The sequence below is a fragment of the Lachnoclostridium sp. An131 genome, assembly GCF_002160825.1.
Taxonomy (GTDB): domain Bacteria; phylum Bacillota; class Clostridia; order Lachnospirales; family Lachnospiraceae; genus Laedolimicola.
Map to the genome: position 1 here is coordinate 36,195 of NZ_NFLI01000022.1, position 18,756 is coordinate 54,950.

Sequence of the window (18,756 nt, forward strand, 5' to 3'; positions counted from 1 at the left end):
GAATGATTTATCCTTGGCATTTAATATGTCTTCTGGTATACTAAATATCATATGTATGTTACTGACTAAAATACAGTCTTGAAATAATTGGAAAGAGATAAGGGGAGGATAAGAATGCATTGGTCAGATACGATAGCAGATAAGCTTATTAAGAAGAATCCGGATAAAGAAGAATTTGTGTGTGCGGCTGGAATCAGCCCATCTGGATCGATCCATATTGGAAATTTCAGAGACATAGCAACAAGTTTATTTGTTGTCAGAGCGCTGGAGAGAAAAGGGAAAAAGGCCAGATTGCTTTTTTCGTGGGATGAATATGACAGATTAAGAAAAGTCCCGGTTAATGTAGAGAAGGCGACGGATGGATTCGAAAAATATATCGGATATTCTTATGTGGATATCCCAAACCCGTTTGACTCGGAAGAGAAATCTTATGCGGAATACTTTGAACGGGAATTTGAACATGCTATTGATAAGTTCGGGATTCAATTAGATTACAGGCATCAGGCGGAGATGTATAGATCTGGGAAATACAGAGATTATATTTTGACCGCGCTTGATAAAAGAGGAGAAATTTTCGATATTCTGGACAGCTTTAGGACACAGGCTGCCGAAGAGGGAGAAAGAGAAAACTATTATCCGGTAAGCATTTACTGCCCACGTTGCCACAGGGATACGACAAAAATCATTGGATATGATGATACAACAAAGGTGGCAAATTATGTCTGCAAGTGCGGATATGAGGGGGACTTTAACTTCAATACGGATACAGACTGCAAACTGGCATGGAAAGTTGACTGGCCAATGAGATGGGCGTATGAGCAGGTTGACTTTGAGCCGGGCGGAAAAGACCATGCAGCTCCGAACGGTTCTTACGATACCAGCCGTGTCATTGCGAAGAAGATATTCGGAATAGATGCTCCTGTTTTCCAGGGGTATGAATTTATCGGGATCAAGGGTACCACAGGTAAAATGTCGGGGTCATCGGGATTGAACCTGACTCCAGACACCCTGCTGAAGGTATATCAGCCGGAAATTCTGCTGTGGCTTTACGCCAGGGTGGAACCGAATAAAGCGTTTGATCTGTGTTTTGATGAAGGTATTTTGCGTCAGTATTTTGAATTTGACAAACAGTATAATCAGTATATCGGCGGAGAGGCGAATGACCATGTAAAGTCGATTATGGAAAGCTGTCTCCTGACTGACCGGCCGATCAAGACGGTACCCATGTCGCTGCTTGTTCAATTGGGTTCAGTTGTGGACTTTAATGTTTCCCTTCTTGAAACTGTCTTTGAAAAAATCGGACAGCCCTATAAATACGCTGACTTTAAAGAAAGGCTTCAGCTTGCACAGTATTGGCTGGAAAACTGCTCTCCAGAGAATGTAAACAGGCTGGTTCCGCATCGGAACTGGGAAGTATATGAGGCTCTGTCTGATGAAGAGAAACAGGAAATTAAAGACCTGCACGACTATCTTCAGAGAGAATCGTATACCTTGGATGAGTTGAATACGAAGCTATATGATATACCGAAACGGATTTTTGGCGAGGATAATCCGAATTTGAAGAAATATCAGGGAGCGTTCTTCAAAGAGGTTTACCGTCTGCTGCTAAATAAAGAGAAAGGACCGAGATTATACCTCTTTCTTTATGCAATAGATAAGGAACGCTACATTCATCTTTTAGATTTCACCAACGAGAAAACAGAGGAGGAAATGGTTCCGCTCTCAGAATTAAATAAAAAGGTAGAGCCGGAAGAAAAGAAGGTAACGTATGGCGAGCCTGATCCAGTATCTCCGGTGCAGGATGTGATTGATCTTGACAAATTTGACGCTATTGATCTTCGGGTTTGTAAGGTTCTGAAATGCCAGGAAATAAGAAAATCACATAGCTGCTACAAGCTTACTCTGTTTGATGGGCTCAAAGAACGGACGATTGTTTCTTCCCTGAAAGCATATTATACTCCAGAGCAGCTGATAGGGAAAAAAATTATTGTAATAGCGAATTTAAAACCGGCCCGTATCACAGGTGTTACCAGTGAAGGTATGCTTCTTGCAGCAACGAACAATGCTTGCGGCTGTCAGGTAATCTTTGTTGATGATATTGTGCCAGAGGGAACAAGATTACATTAAATACAAAAGAAAACAAGTATGGTAAAAACGGTTGTTTTTACCATATTTGTGATTTAGGAAACAGGTGATTGCTAATGAAAATTCTATTTGTCTATCCGCCATCGTCATACTTAAATCATTCCATGTTTAAACATTTTACTTATTTTGCCGAAACAATCGATTTGGTATCTAAAAAATACAGCCATATTTCTGTTTTGGATTGTGCAGTGGAGATGAAAAACAGAAACCAGATTTACGAACAGTTTCGCAATGCGGATAGATTGATTCTTCTGATAGAGCCCTATAATATTAGGCAGTCGCTTGAATTGATGGAAATTTACAAATTTATGACAAAAACAGGAAGGACGATTGTTTATGGTACGGCAGCGGCACTTGTGCCAAATTATCTTTCCATGCGTCCGGAAGTGGATTTTGTAATCGCAAACGGGAATTTTGCGGAAGCGATCCTCCATGTGCTTGATAGTGGGAGGCTCCCTGTAACTCCGCAGGATAAGATTATAAATATAGAAGTAGAACACCATACCTGGGGATGTTCCCTTGATACCAATGCTCCGCTGGATTTGTATAAATATTGGGGAAACGGAATGTTTGAGTTTACAGTTCAGGTGGGATGTCCTTTTCACTGTTCCTTCTGCTCAGAGAAGATATTGTTTCCCACAGGAAAAGGGGCTGTTTTTGCACAACGCCCGGTAGAGGAAATCATCTCTATGCTGAAAAGGATAAGAGCGAGCTATTCCTCGGTCTATTTTTCCGCAACAACATTTACTTATGACAGGGAGTGGGTAAAAAAATTGTGTAAGAGAATCATCGAGGAGGACTGCATCGTTCCATGGAGAAGCGATACCAGGGTGGACTGTCTGGATGAGGAGCTTCTGCTGCTGATGAAAAAAGCAGGTCTCTGTCAATTGTCCCTGGGGATAGAAACTTTTGAGGACGGACTTCTGAAAAGGGTGAATAAACACCAGACGATGGATAGGATTATGGAGACGATCCATCTGTGCAAAGAGACTGGAGTAAATGTAAAAGCACTGCTTATACTGGGGCTTCCGGGACAGACATCGGAGGAAGTGTTAAGAACGCAGGAGCTTGTGGAAAAGCTGGAGATCCCGTATCGATGGAAGGAATATTCCCCTATTAGTGAATTGCATCGCAAAGATGTGAGAAAGGAGGATGTAACAGAAGAACTGGACTCTTTTTCAAGAAACACATTTCTGGCAAACAGCATAGAAGGTATTTCGACGGAAAAGTATATGCAGCTCCTTTTCCCGGAAGGGTATGTTCGATAAGCTGGGGGAGAAAACAGTATGATTGAACATTTAAAAAGCGGGTTATCAGTATCGACACATATTGGCTGTCCAATGGGCTGTCCGTACTGTGTTTTGTCAAAACTGAATGAATTTAAGAAAAAGCCGGAAAGAAGTATGACACCGGAGAAAATTATAGAAACATTAAAGAAAAAAAGTACGCTTTTTTTGAACGAGAAGACTCCATTGCTGATCAATAACAGGACGGATCCCCTTTTGCCGGCAGTGATTGATGATACGATGAGATTATTGGAACTGTTTGTGGAGGAGTCAGTCAGATCGCCGATACTGATTATCAGTAAATTCCCATCAGATGCTTCATTAAAACACTTTTTTGAAAAGCTAAATTTATTGTACATTTATTCATATAGCAATATCGAAGCGGATTTTAATTACGGCAATCTAAAACGCGATCTTGAGATTATATCGGAAAATGTGCCAGAGGATAGCAGGTTTCATTACTTTAGACCCATTATCCCGGGATATAACGATGATCTTGATCAAATGATTAAAATTCTGAAACAATTTAGCTTGTACAGATTTTCGGGGAGTATTATTACCGGGCTCAGGGTGACCTCAGAAAACAGAAGGCTGGTGCCCGGTCTTATGGGATATGACCCCCATCATAAGCTGATAGAGCCGGATCTGTATGACAGAATCCTTTCTCTGCTGGCGATACAAAGGCTGAATTATCCAGTTTACAGGCATACGTCCTGTATGATAGCGGCGCATGGCAAGAAAAGATGTCAGCTTCTCTATTTTCGACGAATACATCACTGCAGTGATCGATGCGGTAATTATAAAAACTGCGGCAGAATGGAAGAGAAAGATTTCGCTGGTATCAAGAGGGAACTGGAGGGGAAATTTGGAAATAGTTTTATTTGTGAGACAGAGGAGGATGCTCTTGTGATTCACAGTCCGGTGTCTCAGGAACAGGTGGCCTATATAAAAAATGCGTATGGCATTAAGGTGCAGGCAAAAGAAATTTTGCTGTCACCTTCGGAAAGAGAGATTGTGCAATGAAAATAGCATTCGGATTTGATCTGCATAATACGATCCTTCTCAGTAATGATGCATGGATTGAAGCACTGTCAGAGTGCAGTGAAGAAAAATATAAAAATTTTATCCGGCATGAAGTGTATAATAAAACTTCGCGTAAGATGATTGCGGAGCAGATAGGAGCGGATTACATTGAGGTATTGGAACTATACCATTCAAAGGTAAAACCTGATACCAGCTGGGTGTATTTTCTGCAGTCGCTGAGAGAATCCTATCCGCTGTATCTGATTAGTGCGTCTAACCGGAAAAAGGTTTACAGAGATTTGAAGGGATGGAACGGACAGCAGTTCTTTGATGAAATTCTGACAACAGAGTCTTTTAACAAGAGCTCAAAGGAGGACTGGGATGCGTTTCTGAAAAAACACTCTCTCGATCTTTTGATTTATATCGGGAATGACGTGGATGAGGATGTCGTCTGCCATCCCAATGTCATTCCGCTTTTGAACGGTAATTTTTTAAAAACGCTGGAAAAGATGGAACTGCTAAAAAAAAGAGGAGATGAGAGATGATTACCTGTTTCCTGAAAGAAAAAGAACGGAATCAATATTTCGTTTCGCAGAAATCCTATCTGCAAAAAGCGATTGCTGCATTGGATGACTTCTGGATCCACAGCGGAATGATAAAAGCGTGGTGTACAGAAGGAATAGAGCAGATTGATAAATTTGCGGCTCTTCACAGAGTGAATCTGACAGAGTGGGGAGAGGGTGAAATATCGGAAAAGACAAAAAAATATACACAATGGGCAGAGACTATGCGGCTGGCTTTTTTCCAGTATTCCAGATTTACAGAAAAAAAATACGCCCGGAGTGAGGCCCTTTACTCGACCCTGGTAAGCCTGGCGGCGACCTGGCACCAGGGAATGCCTGAGAAGATCATAATCCCGGGATGTGGTCCGGGAAGATCGGTGCTTGATTTTGCACGAATCTATAAAAATTCCCAGGTAGAAGGACTGGATTATTCATTCCTGGCATTGCTCCTTGCTGATCGGATCGTATGCAGTGATAAAAGGACGGCGCTTCTCCGAAGGGATGTATATTCGGAAGACGATATTTCTGCAAAATATTTGGTAGAGGGATTTTCTCTTTCGAATGCAGAGTTTGGAATCAGTAATTTGATCACTTGCGAGATTCCTGAATGTGATTTGCTTGTTTGCTCGAATACAGTCAATCTGCTTCCGAATCACGAAGCGGCAGTGCGTAAAATAGCAGATGCTGTGCGGAGTGACGGTACAGTGATCTTTGCCGATCTGATTGGCTGGCGTTTGGACAGACCACAGGCACAAAGACGGTTAAATAGCGATGCCTCAATGAAAGAGCTGTTTGAAATGTTTGGATTTCAAACGCTGGACCTTTTCTCTGGCGTGCCTTATATCGAGGCAGAAAGTGATGATCAGGAGACTTGCTACAAAGAGCATTTTTATGTTGGAAGAAAAAGGTAAAACAAGATGTTATTTCGGATTCTGACGATTAGAAAACATAAAACAGTTACATTTTGCGATGCATATTCATTCAAGCTGTATAGGCAGCAGCTGCTTATACCGAATGAACTGTTGGGAGAATCGTCTATATCTATCGGGACGGTCATAGACGCAGCATGGCATTACGGAACGAATAGGAAAGGAATTCAGATTGTCTATATTGAGGCACTCTTGAAAGTGTATATCCCGAATAAAAATGCGTCGTATAAATCATATGGCTACAGGCAGGAAAATGTGGAGCTTGAAAATGAGTTTACAAATAGCCTGAATGGCGGTGTTCATCTTGCGCGATGGAAGCACTATGTAAATTTAATAGAAATCATCCGGGAGGAACTTCAGAAACTTGGAGTCATCCAGGTTTCTGCTCCGATACTGACCCCTTATCGGGGAACCAGCAAGGCATCGCCCGCACTCGTGACTGGAGAATATATTGGCAAAAAGTATATAAGAATAACACATGAGCTGGAATTGAAAAAAAAGTTATACATGTCATTGGCGCCGGTATTTGAGCTTGGGTATGTTGTCAGGGACAGATATGTTACGAAAACAGGCAAAAATGAATTTTATACTCTGGAAGTGGTTCTGACTCCTGATTTTAATTTTGATTTAAAGAATTTTTATCTAATGGTGCTGGAAAATGCCAAGAGGCTGGCTGTGGAGCAAGGGCTGGATTACAATCATCTGTTTGATACGGTTGAGGTTGTGGATGTTTTAAACGAATATTTGAAAAAGCACTCTTTTACAGTTGAGGGGATTTGTAATTATTATACTTCTATTTCACAGGAATATCCTCATGCGGTTTTTGTAAACGCACCTATTATTTCTCCGTTAGCCTGGGAGAGTACGTACGGGATTCCATTAGAGACAAAGTGGATTATGAATAATCATGGATTGGGCCATGGCTATTATGATGAATATCGGATAGAGAAGTTACGCAGTGAATTTTGCAGGCAGCAGGCTCTCCTGCTGGAGCAGGGAATCGAGGCGGACCTGCCGGAGGATTATCTGAAGTACTGCGAGTATGCAGGACTCCCTACTTATAGCTTTAATCTGGGGATCGAACGGTTTGAAGAGTTCTTTTTTAGAATTGAGGGAAATAACAAGCATGAAACTGATATTTTGCAGTAAACTGAAAAGCGATCTGTTGCGGCAGGCAGTCTCCTTTGAGCAATCAGATTCCTTTTTAGTGCTTCCGGTATGCACTATGGAACGGTATGTAAAGGATTTGCTTTCCTGGGAAGAGTATTTTGGCGAAGAAGGCATACTGACACAGAAAATACAGGATCAGCTTTGCGGCGCAGGAGCAGTACGGAACAGGATTGATTTTTATAATTATTTCACTTGCGAGGAAGTTCCTGACTTTAACCGATATACCTGTCTGGTTATTCCAGGCGGAGATGCTGAACTTGGAGTTGAAAGGATAAAAAACAATAAGCTGCTGTCTGCGTTAAGCAATTATCAGGGAATGATACTTGCATACAGTGCGGGGGCGCTTATGTTGTATCAGGAATATTTTTTGTCGCCAAACTGGTACTATACAACCATGAAATATTGCAGAGGAATCGGACTTGACTGTATGCCCCCGTTTTTGCTTGAAATGCATTATGATGGTTCTGAGAGCATGGCGGGCATGATAAAAGAAGCTGGAAAATATCTGAATAAAGATGTCTGTGCAATAGGGGATTATGGAATTTTGATTTATGATAATTACGAGAAATCTATGATAGAATATGGCGATGTAACGTATTTCAAAATACAGAACCAGACATAGAGTGTGTATTTTATGGAACAGTATCCTGCGGGAGAAAATGGATGATAGAAAGGGGAAAGAATGAAGCTTGACGTCAAGACCTGCCTGCGGGCGGGCGTTACAATATTTCTGCTCTATTTGTGCATTCATTACTGGCCGTCTGTGGCGAGGATGGGAAGCCTGCTTCTTTCTGCGGCGATGCCGCTGCTTTTGGGAGCAGTGATGGCTTATCTTGTGAATATTCTAATGACCTTTTACGAACACCGTCTATTCGGCAGGGCGGCCTCCGGTGCGGGTTTGAAGCTCAAAAGGCCGCTGTGTATGGCGCTGGCCTTTGCGACTCTGCTGATTATCGTGGTTCTGCTGCTGGTGCTGGTGATTCCGGAGCTGGTTTCCTGTATCTGTGTGATTGCCGCAGGAGTGCCGGGTGTCGTGGCTGATTTCACAAAATGGTGTGAGGAGCAGGGGATTCTGCCAGAGACTATCGCGGATTCTCTGGCGCAGATTGACTGGAAGAGCCGTATGACTGACATTGTCAAGGTGCTTACTGCGGGAGTGGGGAGCGCCGCGAATGCGATTGTCAATACGGTTACGTCGGTTGTATCCGGGTTTGTCACCTTTTTTATGGCCCTGATTTTTTCGATCTATCTTCTGCTTGGGAAGGAAAAGCTTGGAAGACAGCTGCAAAAAATAATGGAGCGGTATCTGAGGGACGGATGGAATAAAAAAATCCGGTATGTTGTGGGAGTCGTCAACGACTGCTTTCACAGATATATTGTCGGCCAGTGTACGGAAGCGGTGATACTGGGCGTGCTGTGCATGCTGGGCATGCTTTTGATCCGCCTGCCATATGCGACAATGATCGGAGCTCTGATAGGCTTCACTGCGCTGATCCCTGTAGCCGGAGCCTACATTGGCGCTATTGTGGGAGCGTTTATGATTCTGACGGTTTCTCCGGTAAAAGCGTTGATTTTCCTGGTGTTTATCGTGATATTGCAGCAGCTGGAGGGAAATCTGATTTATCCGAAGGTGGTAGGCTCCTCTCTGGGGCTTCCGGCTCTCTGGGTTCTGGCTGCGGTTACCGTAGGGGGCGGAGTGCTTGGAATTCCCGGAATGCTGCTGGGGGTGCCCCTGTCTGCGGCTGTATATAGACTGATCCGGAATGACGTTTATGGAACGGAGGAGAAGGCGGAGAAACAGGAAGCGGAATGATGGAACAGAATCAGAAAAAACAGGTTGCCTTTCCATCTGAACCATGATAAGCTGATTTCAGGAAACAAATATTTGATTGAGAGGGGAAAGCAATGAACAGAAGAAAAATCAGGGCAGCGGCAGTCCTTGCGTGTACCGTGCTGCTGCTTGGACTTGCGGGCTGCGGCCTGTTTGGCGCGGGAAAGAGTACGACAGAGGGCAGAATCGGAGATTCCATTCGCACAGATTTTTTTGAGTTCACCGTAAACAGCGCATATCTGTGCAGCGAGTTTGAGGGAAGAGCGGCTTCTGAAGGAACAGAGCTTCTTGTGGTGGACGCCACCGTGAAAAACACCTTTAATGAGTCCATTCCTATGTCTGACTGGGATTTTCAGGCTCAGTGGGGAGAGGATGACGATGATGAGGCCTATGCGTTTCCGATTACATCCGATCCGGAGACGGGGGAGGAGATTGCTGCGGTCAGTGAAGATCAGCTTCCCTATGAGTATGAGCTGGGAGTCGATGAAAGGGTAGAGGGCCTTCTGGTGTATGAGGTCCCGGAAGGGTACAAGGATTTCTCCATTTCGACCCAGGATATCTACTCGGATGGAACCACAGGCGATACCTATTTTGTATATTTTACGCCTGAGAGGCAGTAGACGGCAGAGTGGTAAGGCCAAGCTTGTTTGAAAAAGAAACTTTGAAAAAGAAACGGAGGGCGCCCGGATCCCTGAATGCACTGCAGGGATCCGGGCGCCCTCCGCTCTTACACGGCACTTCTGCGAAGATCAGGAAGGATAGGAGAAGGCTAATTTACCTTCACCTCTCCGGCCAGAATCCGTTTATAATCTTCATAATTTTTCTCAAGAAGCTCCGGAGTGTTCAGCTCATAGGGACATTTTTCCATACACTGGCCGCAGTGCAGGCATTCTTCGATTTTTTTCATGTTTTCCTGCCAGTATTCATTCAGCCACTGATCGGAAGGGGCTCTTCTTACCATCAGGGACATTCTGGCGCAGTTGTTAATGAGAATTCCGGCAGGGCAGGGCATGCAGTAGCCGCAGCCCCGGCAGAAATCTCCGGTCAGCTCAGCCTTTTCCTTTTCGATAAAGCGTGAAATTTCTTCGTCCATAGCCGGAGGCTGTTCCATATAGGAGAGCCATTCTTCCAGCTCAGACATTTTCTGAATCCCCCAGATCGGAAGAACATTGTCAAACTGAGACATAAAGGCAAAAGCTGCCCTGGAATGATTGATCAGCCCTCCGGCGAGGCCCTTCATGGCGATAAAGCCCATGCTGTGTTCCTGGCATAGCTTCACCAGTTCCAGTTCCTTTTCGGAGGAAAGGTAGCTTAAAGGAAACTGCAGTGTTTCGTAAAGGCCGGACTCAATGGCCTCTCTGGCTACGCCGAGCTTGTGGGCCGTGATTCCGATATGGCGGATTTTGCCCGCTTCCTTTGCCTCCTGCATGCATTCATACATTCCGCTGCCGTCTCCCGGACGCCAGCAGGTATCCGCGCAGTGGAACTGATAGATATCGATATAATCTGTCTTCAGGAGCTTCAATGAGGTCTCAAGCTGTGCCCGGAAGGCTTCCGGCGTCTTGGCCTGAGTTTTGGTGGCGATATAGATTTCCTGGCGCGCTTTTTCAAATATCTGCTGAAAGGCGTTTCCAAGCTTTTCTTCGCTGTCGCTGTAGGCGCGGGCGGTGTCGAAGAAGCGCATGCCGCCTTCGTATGCCCGCTGCAGAAGCTGTACGGCGGTTCCCATATTCACCCGCTGTACGGGCAGAGCGCCGAAAGCATTCTGTGGGACGGTGATTCCTGTACTTCCCAGGGTTATCATGTTCATGAATGTTCACACTCCTTTGTATTTGGAATCTCATAAGGCTGTTTTGCGGGCAGCAGGTAATTTCTGTCCGGAACAGCTGGTGGTGAGAATATTTCTCCATTTATTTTATTGCGTTTCCCACTCCGCCGTCAATCCCCCTTTTGTATGGAGACTGGCTTAAACAGGGCTTTACCAGGCCCCAAAGGAAGAATACAGGAGTAAGACAGCGGGCCGGATTGTCCGGAAGCTGGAATTGAAAAGCACAGCATTAAGTGATAGAATGACACTACAAAGAGGCAGCGCCGGTGCGCCAAGGGACCGTATTGCCCCTCGGCGCACCGGCGCCGGCATTTTTATAAAAAACGTGTAATAAGACTGGATTTTTAGAAAGGATACGTCTATGGGATGTCTTGGAAATTTTTTGTGGTTTGTTTTTGGAGGGGCTTTGAGCGGGCTTAGCTGGTGCCTGGCGGGCTGCCTCTGGTGCATTACGATTGTGGGAATCCCTGTGGGGACCCAGTGCTTTAAGCTGGCAGGGTTAAGCTTTTTTCCATTCGGAAAAGAAATCCGGTATGGAGGAGGGACAGTCTCTTTCCTGCTGAATATTCTCTGGCTTCTCTTTTCCGGGCTGGCACTGGCCATAGAGCACGCAGTCCTGGGAGCGCTGCTGTGCGTTACGATTATCGGGATTCCCTTTGGGCTGCAGCATTTCAAGCTGGCGCAGCTGGCCCTGATGCCCTTTGGGGCCGAAGTATATTAAACGGAGCATAGAGGAGCTATGATAAAAATAGATTTGATTACCGGCTTCCTTGGATCAGGCAAGACGACGTTTCTGAAAAAATATGCGGCCTGGCTCATGGCCCGGGGCCAGTATGTCGGAATCCTGGAAAATGATTTCGGAGCCGTCAATGTGGACATGATGCTTCTCCGGGATTTGGAAGGGGAGCGCTGCGAGCTGGAAATGGTTTCCGGAGGAGGAGATCAGGAGACGCACCGGCGGAGGTTTCGGACGAAGCTGATTGCCATGGGAATGAGCGGTTATGACCGGGTGCTGGTGGAGCCGTCCGGGATCTATGATGTAGATGAATTTTTCGACGCCCTGCATGAGGAGCCTCTGGACAGGTGGTATGAAATCGGAAGCGTGATCGCGGTTGTGAATGCGAAGCTGGAGAAGGAGCTGCCGCAGGCGGCGGAATATCTGCTGGCTTCGGAAGCGGCGTGTGCGGGCTGCGTGCTCATAAGCAGGAGCCGGGAGGCTTCGATGGAAGAGATTCGCGGGACGGAAGAGCGTCTGAACCGGGCGCTTGAGAGGGCGCAGTGTAAGCGCAGGCTCCGGATTGGAAGGGAAATTCTCTGTAAGGACTGGGAGGGCCTTACGGATGAGGACTTTCAGAGATGTTCTTCCTGCGGCTATGTGCCTGCGGACTATGAAAAAATGGATCTGGGAGAAAATCAGGCCTTTGACTCTCTCTTTTTTATGAATGTACAGCTGACAGAAGAGAGCCTGCGGCGTGCGGCGGAAAGGATTCTGGGAGATCCGGCCTGTGGCTCTGTCTTCCGGCTGAAGGGGTTTGTGAGGAGCCAGGGCGCGGAACATGGAAGCGAGGGCTGGCTTGAGCTGAATGCGACCCGGCAGGAGACGGCGCTGCGGCCCATTCAGGCAGGGCAGGAGATTCTGATCGCCATAGGAGAAGGGCTGAACAAAGAAAAGATAGAAAGGTATCTGCAAGGAGGAACGGAAGGGTGAAAAAGTATATTATGGCATTGGATGCGGGGACGACCAGCAACCGCTGCATCCTGTTTAATGAAAAGGGGGAAATGTGCAGCGTGGCTCAGAGGGAATTTCATCAGCATTTCCCGAAGCCGGGCTGGGTGGAGCACGACGCGGACGAGATCTGGGCCAGTATGCTGGGCGTGGCGGTGGAGGCCATGAGCATGATAGGGGCGGCAGCGGAAAACATAGCCGCCATCGGCATCACAAATCAGCGTGAGACTGCCATCGTCTGGGATAAGAATACAGGAGAACCGGTCTATCATGCCATTGTCTGGCAGTGCCGCCGGACGGCGCGGTATTGCGATCTGCTGAAGGAGAGAGGGCTTACAGACAGCTTCCGGAAGAAGACAGGGCTTGTGATTGACGCTTATTTCTCCGCTACGAAGATCCGCTGGATTCTGGATCATGTGCCCGGAGCCAGGGAGCGCGCCGAACGGGGAGAGCTGCTTTTCGGAACTGTGGAGACCTGGCTGATCTGGAAGCTGACGAAGGGAGCCGTTCATGTGACGGATTATTCCAATGCCTCCCGTACCATGCTGTTCAATATCAATACGCTGGAATGGGACCGGGACATTCTGGAGGTCCTGAATATTCCGGAAAGCATGCTGCCGGAGGTAAAGCCTTCCAGCTGTGTTTACGGCTGTACCGATCCTTCCTTTTTCGGCGGGCCCATTCCCATCGCTGGCGCCGCGGGCGATCAGCAGTCAGCCCTGTTCGGACAGACCTGTTTCCATCCCGGCGAGGCGAAAAATACATATGGGACAGGCTGCTTCCTGCTGATGAATACGGGAGAACGGCCTGTGTTTTCCGAGAACGGCCTGGTGACGACCATTGCCTGGGGAATCGACGGGAAAGTAACCTACGCGCTGGAGGGCTCCATTTTTGTGGCAGGAGCCGCGATTCAGTGGCTCCGGGACGAGATGAGACTGATTGATTCCTCGGAGGATTCCGAGTATATGGCGAAAAAGGTCAGCGATACCAATGGCTGCTATGTGGTGCCGGCCTTTACCGGCCTGGGAGCGCCCTACTGGGACCAGTATGCCCGGGGAACGATCGTAGGGATCACCAGAGGCGTGAACAAGTATCATATTATCCGGGCAACCCTGGAGTCCATTGCTTATCAGGTAAATGATGTCCTGGTGGCTATGGAAGCGGATTCGGGCATCCGTCTGGAAGCGTTGAAGGCGGACGGCGGCGCCAGCGCCAATGACTTTCTGATGCAGACCCAGGCAGACATTATAGGCGCTCCGGTGAACCGTCCCCGCTGTGTGGAGACCACAGCCATGGGAGCGGCTTACCTGGCTGGTCTGGCAGTGGGCTACTGGTCCGGGCCGGAGGATATACGGAAGAACTGGGCGGTTGACAGGACCTTTGAGCCGGCCATCAGCGGCGAGGAGAGAGCGGGGAAGCTCAAGGGCTGGAAGAAGGCTGTAAAATATGCCTACGGCTGGGCAAAAGAAGATTGATATAAAATTGACAATTCCTCCGATAAAAAGTATAATCAAATGGTATTTGTAACGTGAAAAAATCAGAATGAGGAGGAAATTGGAAATGCAGGAGTTTGATGTAATCATCGTAGGCGGCGGTCCGGCCGGATACAACTGTGCGGAATATGCGGCTCACCATGGAAAAAGCGTGCTTCTGGTGGAGAAAAAGAACCTTGGCGGCACCTGCCTGAATGTGGGATGCATTCCCACCAAGACCTTTTTGTACGCTTCCAAGATGTACCATTACGCAGACGGAGCCGGAGCAGACTATGGCGTGACGGCAGACGGTGACGTGAGGATCGATCAGGCGGCAGTGGTCAGAAAGAAGGACGAGGTCGTAAAGACGCTGGTGCAGGGAGTGGCTGCCGGTCTGCGCCGGGCGAAGGTCAAGGTGGTGAATGGAACGGGAAAGGTCGGCCGGAAGGACGGCAGGCTGCTGGTGACGGTAGACGGAGAAGAGTACACAGCGGCGGATCTGATTCTGGCGACAGGCTCATCCCCGGTGATTCCGCCGATTGAGGGCGTAAAGGAAGGCCTGACCGACGGTACGGTGATGACGAGCGATGAGATTCTGGATATGACAGAGGTTCCGGCCAAGCTGCTTATCGTGGGCGGCGGCGTGATTGGCTTTGAGATGGCTGCCTATTTTCAGGAAATCGGCTCCAGGGTCACTGTGATCGAAATGCTGGACAAGGTGCTGGGCCCCAATGACCGGGAAGTCAGCGCGCTCCTGCAGCAGGAGATGGAGAAAAAGGGCGTGACCTTTTATCTGTCCAGCAGTGTGAAAAAGGTGTCGGAAGGCGTAGTGACCTTTGAGAAGGACGGCAGAATTGATGTGGCTGCCTACGACAAGGCCCTCATGTGCGTGGGACGCCGGGCAAACAGCAATATCGAGGGCCTGGAAGAGCTGGGCGTGCAGGTGGAGCGAGGGGCCATCGTGACAAATGAGTATATGCAGACGAACGTTCCCCATGTCTACGCCATCGGAGATGTGAATGGAAAGGTGATGCTGGCCCATGTGGGCTACCGGGAAGGAGAGGCAGCTGTCAACCATATCCTCGGCCGGGAGGACGCCATGAGCTACGACGCCATCTGCGGAGTGGTTTACACAAATCCGGAAGCAGCCTTCGTGGGCGTGTCTGAGGAACAGGCGAAGGCCTCCGGCAGACCTTATAAGGTAAAGAAGGTATCCATCAACTTCAGCGGCCGTCATGTGGCGGAAAACGGAATGAGTAACGGCCTGTGCAAGCTGATTCTTGATGCGGAGAAAAACACGCTGATTGGAGCGGCGCTGATGTCCTCCTACGCTTCGGAATATATCTATTCCCTGGCGCTGATGATTGATCTGCAGGTTCCGGTGGATCGCATTCTGCGGACGGTATTTCCTCATCCGACCGTGTGCGAGGTGATTCGCGAAGCGCTGCTGAGTTCATAGTTATTATTTGTAGTAACAGTTCATAAAAAGTTAACAGAAAAGTTTCCGGCCCGGTGTTGACTTCCCGGGCCGGATGCGTTTAAAATAGGCATGCGGGAAGAAAGTCTGAAAAAATCCCGCAGAAGAAAGAAATCAAAAGGAAGGTGACTTACGTGGAAGGTTGTAATGGCCGAAGTCGGAAAGCAGACAAAGCGATGAAGCGTCATATGGGAAAATCCGGCATGCGGCCTGCAGATCCGGCCGCGTAATGTTCTGCCGTCTTTTTCTGAACAGAAAGCCTCGCAGGGCGGCTGGTTCCGCCGCAGAGAGGCTGTTTTGACACGTCATCGCCGCAGAGAATGAATTTTCTGCGGTATCTTTATGCCCTTTTTCAGTCCTGTAAGGCTGAAAAGAGGGAGTCCTTGTGTTCTGGTCAGGGCGCTCCATGCCTTGTCTGCTTCTTCCATGTCAGAAATGGAGGTAAAAGCTATGAAGAACATACTCAGAAGGAATTTTATTCGAATGATCGGAAACAGGGAAAAAACCGGAAAGGCAGGGAAGGAGCTTCAGACCCGGGAGACAGGGCAGAGCTCTGCAGTGTTCGCATCCATGGAGGAAGCGGAGGTTTATGAGGCTCTGGACACTTATCCGGAAGGACTCTCCAGGGAGCAGATAAGCGGGCTTCGGGAAAAATACGGGGAAAACCGGATCTCAAAGGGGGAGAAGCATTCTTTTGGTCAGAGAATCTGGGAAGCGTTTGTGAATCCCTTTTCTCTGATTCTCTGCGCGCTGGCCCTGGTTTCTCTTTTTACAGAAGTGATCTGGGCAGAGCCGGGTGAGAAAAATCCGGCGTCTGTGATCATCATCACGGTTATGGTGCTGATATCCGGGATTCTCCGCCTGGTGCAGGAGACCCGGAGCGGCAATGCGGCCGCAAGGCTGTCTCAGATGCTCCGCACCACCGCCTGCGTGGAACGGATGGAGGACGGTCCCCGGGAAATCTCCATAGAAGAGATTGTGGTGGGAGACATCATCCATCTGGCGGCCGGTGACATGATCCCGGCGGATCTGCGGATCCTGGAGACAAAGGATTTGTTTGTGAGCCAGTCGGCGCTGACGGGAGAAAGCGAGCCGGTGGAAAAGACAGGGATGCCGGACTGCCGGGAGACGCCGGCGCTCCAGCGGACCTGCCTGGCTTTTATGGGAAGCAATGTGGTCAGCGGAAGCGCCAAGGGCGTCGTGACAGCTGTCGGTGATGGAACCGTTCTGGGCAGCATGGCCGGGAAGCTGGAAGGAAAACGGGCGGAGACCTCCTTTGAAAAGGGAGTAAATTCTGTGTCCTGGCTTCTCGTGCGCCTGATGCTGATTATGGTTCCGGTGGTTCTGCTTCTGAACGGTTTTGTAAAAGGAAACTGGCTGCATGCCGTTCTGTTCGCGATTTCCATTGCCATCGGCCTTACGCCGGAAATGCTGCCTGTGATTGTGACTGCCTGCCTGGCCCGGGGCGCTGTGTCCATGAGCCGCCAGAAGGTGATCATGAAGGATATCAATGCGATCCAGAACCTTGGTTCCATGGATATTCTCTGCACCGATAAGACGGGAACGCTGACACAGGATAAGATTGTGCTGGAGCGCCATCTGAATATAGACGGAGAGGAAGACGACAGAATTCTGCGCCATGCGTTTCTGAACAGCTGGTACCAGACAGGACTTCGCAATCTTCTGGACCGGGCTATCATCGAGCGGACCCAGGCGCTGATGCAGGGCAATCCGGAGCTTCAGGATCTGGAGAAAAGCTATACGAAGGTCGATGAGGTTCCCTTTGATTTTGAGCGCCGCCGCATGAGTGTTGTGGTGGAGGATCAGAAGGGGAAACGGCAGATGATCACAAAAGGAGCGGCAGAGGAAATGCTTCAGGTGTCTGCCTTCACCGAGTATCACGGGCAGATCGTCCCCCTGACCGGAGAGATGCGGGAAAAGGTGCTGGAGCGCGTGAGAAAGCTGAATGAAAGGGGCCTGCGTGTGCTGGGGCTGGCCCAGAAGACGAATCCCTCTCCTGTGGGCGCATTTTCGGCGGAGGATGAGAAGGATATGGTTCTGATCGGATATCTGGCCTTCCTTGACCTGCCCAAGCCCACCACGGCCGGAGCGGTAAAGGCTCTTCATCACTATGGAGTAGAGACGAAGGTGCTGACCGGAGACAATGAAAAGGTGACCCGCTGTATCTGCGATATGGTAGGAATCCCGTCTGACCGGCTACTCCTGGGAGAGGAGCTGGAAGGGCTTACGGACCGGGAGCTTGCGGCCTGCGTGGAGGAGGTCTCTATCTTTGCGAAGCTTTCTCCGGAGCAGAAGGCGAGAGTGGTGGAGGCGCTGCGCGCAAACGGCCACTGTGTAGGCTATCTGGGCGACGGAATCAATGACAGCGCGGCCATGAAGGCGTCGGATGTGGGGATTTCTGTGGATAATGCCGTGGATATCGCCAAAGAATGTGCACAGGTGATTCTTCTGGAAAAGGATCTGCTTGTGCTGGAGCAGGGGGTCCTGGAGGGACGTAAGGTCTATGCGAATATGATGAAATACATCAAGCTTACGGCGGCGTCCAATTTCGGAAATATGTTTTCTGTTCTGGCGGCCTCGGTATTTCTGCCCTTCCTTCCGATGGAAGCGATCCAGATCCTGCTTTTAAATATGGTGTATGACGTATCCTGCACCGCCCTTCCCTGGGACCATGTGGATGAGGAATTTCTCCGGCAGCCCAGCAGCTGGGACGCAGCTTCCGTACAGAAGTTTATGTTCCGGATGGGGCCGGTCAGCTCGGTGTTTGACATTCTGACTTACCTGCTGATGTATTTCGTGATCTGCCCGGCTGTGTTCGGAGGCAGCTATCATACCCTTGACCCGGCGGCGCAGGCCGGATTTACGGCCCTGTTCCAGACAGGCTGGTTTGTAGAGTCCATGTGGACGCAGACTCTGGTGATTCATTTTATCCGTACGGCCCGGATGCCGTTTGTAAAAAGCCGGGCTTCTGCGCCCCTGCTCGTCTCCACGTTTCTGGCAGTGGGAGCGCTGACGCTTCTTCCCTTCCTTCCTTTCGGCGGCGGCTTTGGGCTGACGCCGCTGCCCGGAAGCTATTTTCTCTGGCTGTTTTTGATTGTAGCCGGATACCTGGCGGCAGTGACCGTGGGAAAGAAAAGCTATGTGAAAGCCTATCAGTCGCTTCTGTGACGCGGGTTGGTTGGAGTAAAGAAATAGTCAGTTGATAAAAAATAAATAAAAAGAGTATTGGCTCCTTGAGGTATAATGATTTCGACGAAAAAAACAAAACCGAAAGGAGTACCAATA

The 18,756-nt window shown here is 48.7% G+C and carries 15 protein-coding genes; 14 read left to right on the forward strand and 1 reads right to left on the reverse strand.

The window, feature by feature from the left end; all coding sequences use genetic code 11:
• Nucleotides 1-87 precede the first annotated feature (87 nt).
• The 9 genes from lysS to B5E77_RS15330 all read left to right on the forward strand — a co-directional run bounded on the left by lysS (nt 88) and on the right by B5E77_RS15330 (nt 9,567).
• The gene (gene lysS, locus B5E77_RS15290; protein WP_242963767.1) at nt 88-2,127 is read left to right on the forward strand and encodes a lysine--tRNA ligase; all 2,040 of its coding nucleotides are present in this window, start codon (nt 88-90) and stop codon (nt 2,125-2,127) included.
• A 74-nt stretch (nt 2,128-2,201) separates the two neighbouring features.
• A complete protein-coding gene (locus tag B5E77_RS15295; RefSeq protein WP_087166228.1) occupies nt 2,202-3,413 on the forward strand; it encodes a B12-binding domain-containing radical SAM protein in 1,212 nt (403 codons plus the stop codon).
• Between the two features lie 18 nt (nt 3,414-3,431).
• Nucleotides 3,432-4,454, forward strand: a complete 1,023-nt coding sequence (locus B5E77_RS15300) for a hypothetical protein (RefSeq protein WP_087166229.1) — start codon at nt 3,432-3,434, stop codon at nt 4,452-4,454.
• Entirely contained in the window at nt 4,451-4,999 is a 549-nt protein-coding gene (locus B5E77_RS15305; RefSeq protein ID WP_087166230.1) for an HAD hydrolase-like protein, read from the forward strand. Before B5E77_RS15300 ends, B5E77_RS15305 begins: the two co-directional genes overlap by 4 nt.
• On the forward strand, nt 4,996-5,928 hold the full coding sequence (locus tag B5E77_RS15310; protein ID WP_087166231.1) for a class I SAM-dependent methyltransferase: 933 nt from the start codon (nt 4,996-4,998) through the stop codon (nt 5,926-5,928). The genes B5E77_RS15305 and B5E77_RS15310 overlap by 4 nt, the downstream gene beginning before the upstream one ends.
• 6 nt (nt 5,929-5,934) lie before the next feature.
• On the forward strand, nt 5,935-7,095 hold the full coding sequence (locus tag B5E77_RS15315; protein WP_143468652.1) for an amino acid--tRNA ligase-related protein: 1,161 nt from the start codon (nt 5,935-5,937) through the stop codon (nt 7,093-7,095).
• Nucleotides 7,034-7,738 (forward strand): hypothetical protein, encoded by a 705-nt coding sequence (locus B5E77_RS15320; RefSeq protein ID WP_143468653.1) that lies wholly within the window; start codon nt 7,034-7,036, stop codon nt 7,736-7,738. The genes B5E77_RS15315 and B5E77_RS15320 overlap by 62 nt, the downstream gene beginning before the upstream one ends.
• Nucleotides 7,739-7,798: 60 nt before the next feature.
• Nucleotides 7,799-8,929, forward strand: a complete 1,131-nt coding sequence (locus B5E77_RS15325; RefSeq protein WP_087166234.1) for an AI-2E family transporter — start codon at nt 7,799-7,801, stop codon at nt 8,927-8,929.
• A gap of 92 nt (nt 8,930-9,021) precedes the next feature.
• On the forward strand, nt 9,022-9,567 hold the full coding sequence (locus B5E77_RS15330) for a DUF4352 domain-containing protein (protein ID WP_087166235.1): 546 nt from the start codon (nt 9,022-9,024) through the stop codon (nt 9,565-9,567).
• 149 nt (nt 9,568-9,716) lie between these two features.
• On the opposite strand, the gene B5E77_RS15335 is transcribed toward B5E77_RS15330, so the two are convergent.
• Nucleotides 9,717-10,757 (reverse strand): aldo/keto reductase, encoded by a 1,041-nt coding sequence (locus B5E77_RS15335; protein WP_087166236.1) that lies wholly within the window; start codon nt 10,755-10,757, stop codon nt 9,717-9,719.
• Nucleotides 10,758-11,136: 379 nt separating this feature from the next.
• Here B5E77_RS15335 and B5E77_RS15340 point away from each other — a divergent pair, with 379 nt between their 5' ends.
• The 5 genes from B5E77_RS15340 to mgtA all read left to right on the forward strand — a co-directional run bounded on the left by B5E77_RS15340 (nt 11,137) and on the right by mgtA (nt 18,639).
• On the forward strand, nt 11,137-11,496 hold the full coding sequence (locus B5E77_RS15340) for a YccF domain-containing protein (protein ID WP_087166237.1): 360 nt from the start codon (nt 11,137-11,139) through the stop codon (nt 11,494-11,496).
• An 18-nt stretch (nt 11,497-11,514) separates the two neighbouring features.
• Nucleotides 11,515-12,483: a GTP-binding protein gene (locus tag B5E77_RS15345; RefSeq protein WP_087166238.1), complete on the forward strand. Its 969-nt coding sequence runs from the start codon at nt 11,515-11,517 to the stop codon at nt 12,481-12,483.
• Nucleotides 12,480-13,976 (forward strand): glycerol kinase GlpK, encoded by a 1,497-nt coding sequence (gene glpK, locus B5E77_RS15350; RefSeq protein WP_087166239.1) that lies wholly within the window; start codon nt 12,480-12,482, stop codon nt 13,974-13,976. The genes B5E77_RS15345 and glpK overlap by 4 nt, the downstream gene beginning before the upstream one ends.
• Nucleotides 13,977-14,061: 85 nt before the next feature.
• Entirely contained in the window at nt 14,062-15,432 is a 1,371-nt protein-coding gene (gene lpdA / locus B5E77_RS15355) for a dihydrolipoyl dehydrogenase (protein ID WP_087166240.1), read from the forward strand.
• A 468-nt stretch (nt 15,433-15,900) separates the two neighbouring features.
• Nucleotides 15,901-18,639 (forward strand): magnesium-translocating P-type ATPase, encoded by a 2,739-nt coding sequence (mgtA, locus tag B5E77_RS15360; protein ID WP_087166241.1) that lies wholly within the window; start codon nt 15,901-15,903, stop codon nt 18,637-18,639.
• Nucleotides 18,640-18,756: the final 117 nt, after the last annotated feature.

What these genes read in the sequence shown, in the direction of transcription:
- B5E77_RS15315 (WP_143468652.1), top strand. Translation starts at nt 5,935, where the DNA reads ATGTTATTTCGGATTCTGACGATTAGAAAACATAAAACAGTTACATTT.
- mgtA (WP_087166241.1), top strand. Translation starts at nt 15,901, where the DNA reads ATGAAGAACATACTCAGAAGGAATTTTATTCGAATGATCGGAAACAGG.
- B5E77_RS15300 (WP_087166229.1), top strand. Translation starts at nt 3,432, where the DNA reads ATGATTGAACATTTAAAAAGCGGGTTATCAGTATCGACACATATTGGC.
- B5E77_RS15295 (WP_087166228.1), top strand. Translation starts at nt 2,202, where the DNA reads ATGAAAATTCTATTTGTCTATCCGCCATCGTCATACTTAAATCATTCC.
- B5E77_RS15345 (WP_087166238.1), top strand. Translation starts at nt 11,515, where the DNA reads ATGATAAAAATAGATTTGATTACCGGCTTCCTTGGATCAGGCAAGACG.
- B5E77_RS15330 (WP_087166235.1), top strand. Translation starts at nt 9,022, where the DNA reads ATGAACAGAAGAAAAATCAGGGCAGCGGCAGTCCTTGCGTGTACCGTG.
- lpdA (WP_087166240.1), top strand. Translation starts at nt 14,062, where the DNA reads ATGCAGGAGTTTGATGTAATCATCGTAGGCGGCGGTCCGGCCGGATAC.
- B5E77_RS15335 (WP_087166236.1), bottom strand. Translation starts at nt 10,757, where the DNA reads ATGAACATGATAACCCTGGGAAGTACAGGAATCACCGTCCCACAGAAT.
- B5E77_RS15310 (WP_087166231.1), top strand. Translation starts at nt 4,996, where the DNA reads ATGATTACCTGTTTCCTGAAAGAAAAAGAACGGAATCAATATTTCGTT.
- B5E77_RS15305 (WP_087166230.1), top strand. Translation starts at nt 4,451, where the DNA reads ATGAAAATAGCATTCGGATTTGATCTGCATAATACGATCCTTCTCAGT.
- B5E77_RS15340 (WP_087166237.1), top strand. Translation starts at nt 11,137, where the DNA reads ATGGGATGTCTTGGAAATTTTTTGTGGTTTGTTTTTGGAGGGGCTTTG.
- B5E77_RS15325 (WP_087166234.1), top strand. Translation starts at nt 7,799, where the DNA reads ATGAAGCTTGACGTCAAGACCTGCCTGCGGGCGGGCGTTACAATATTT.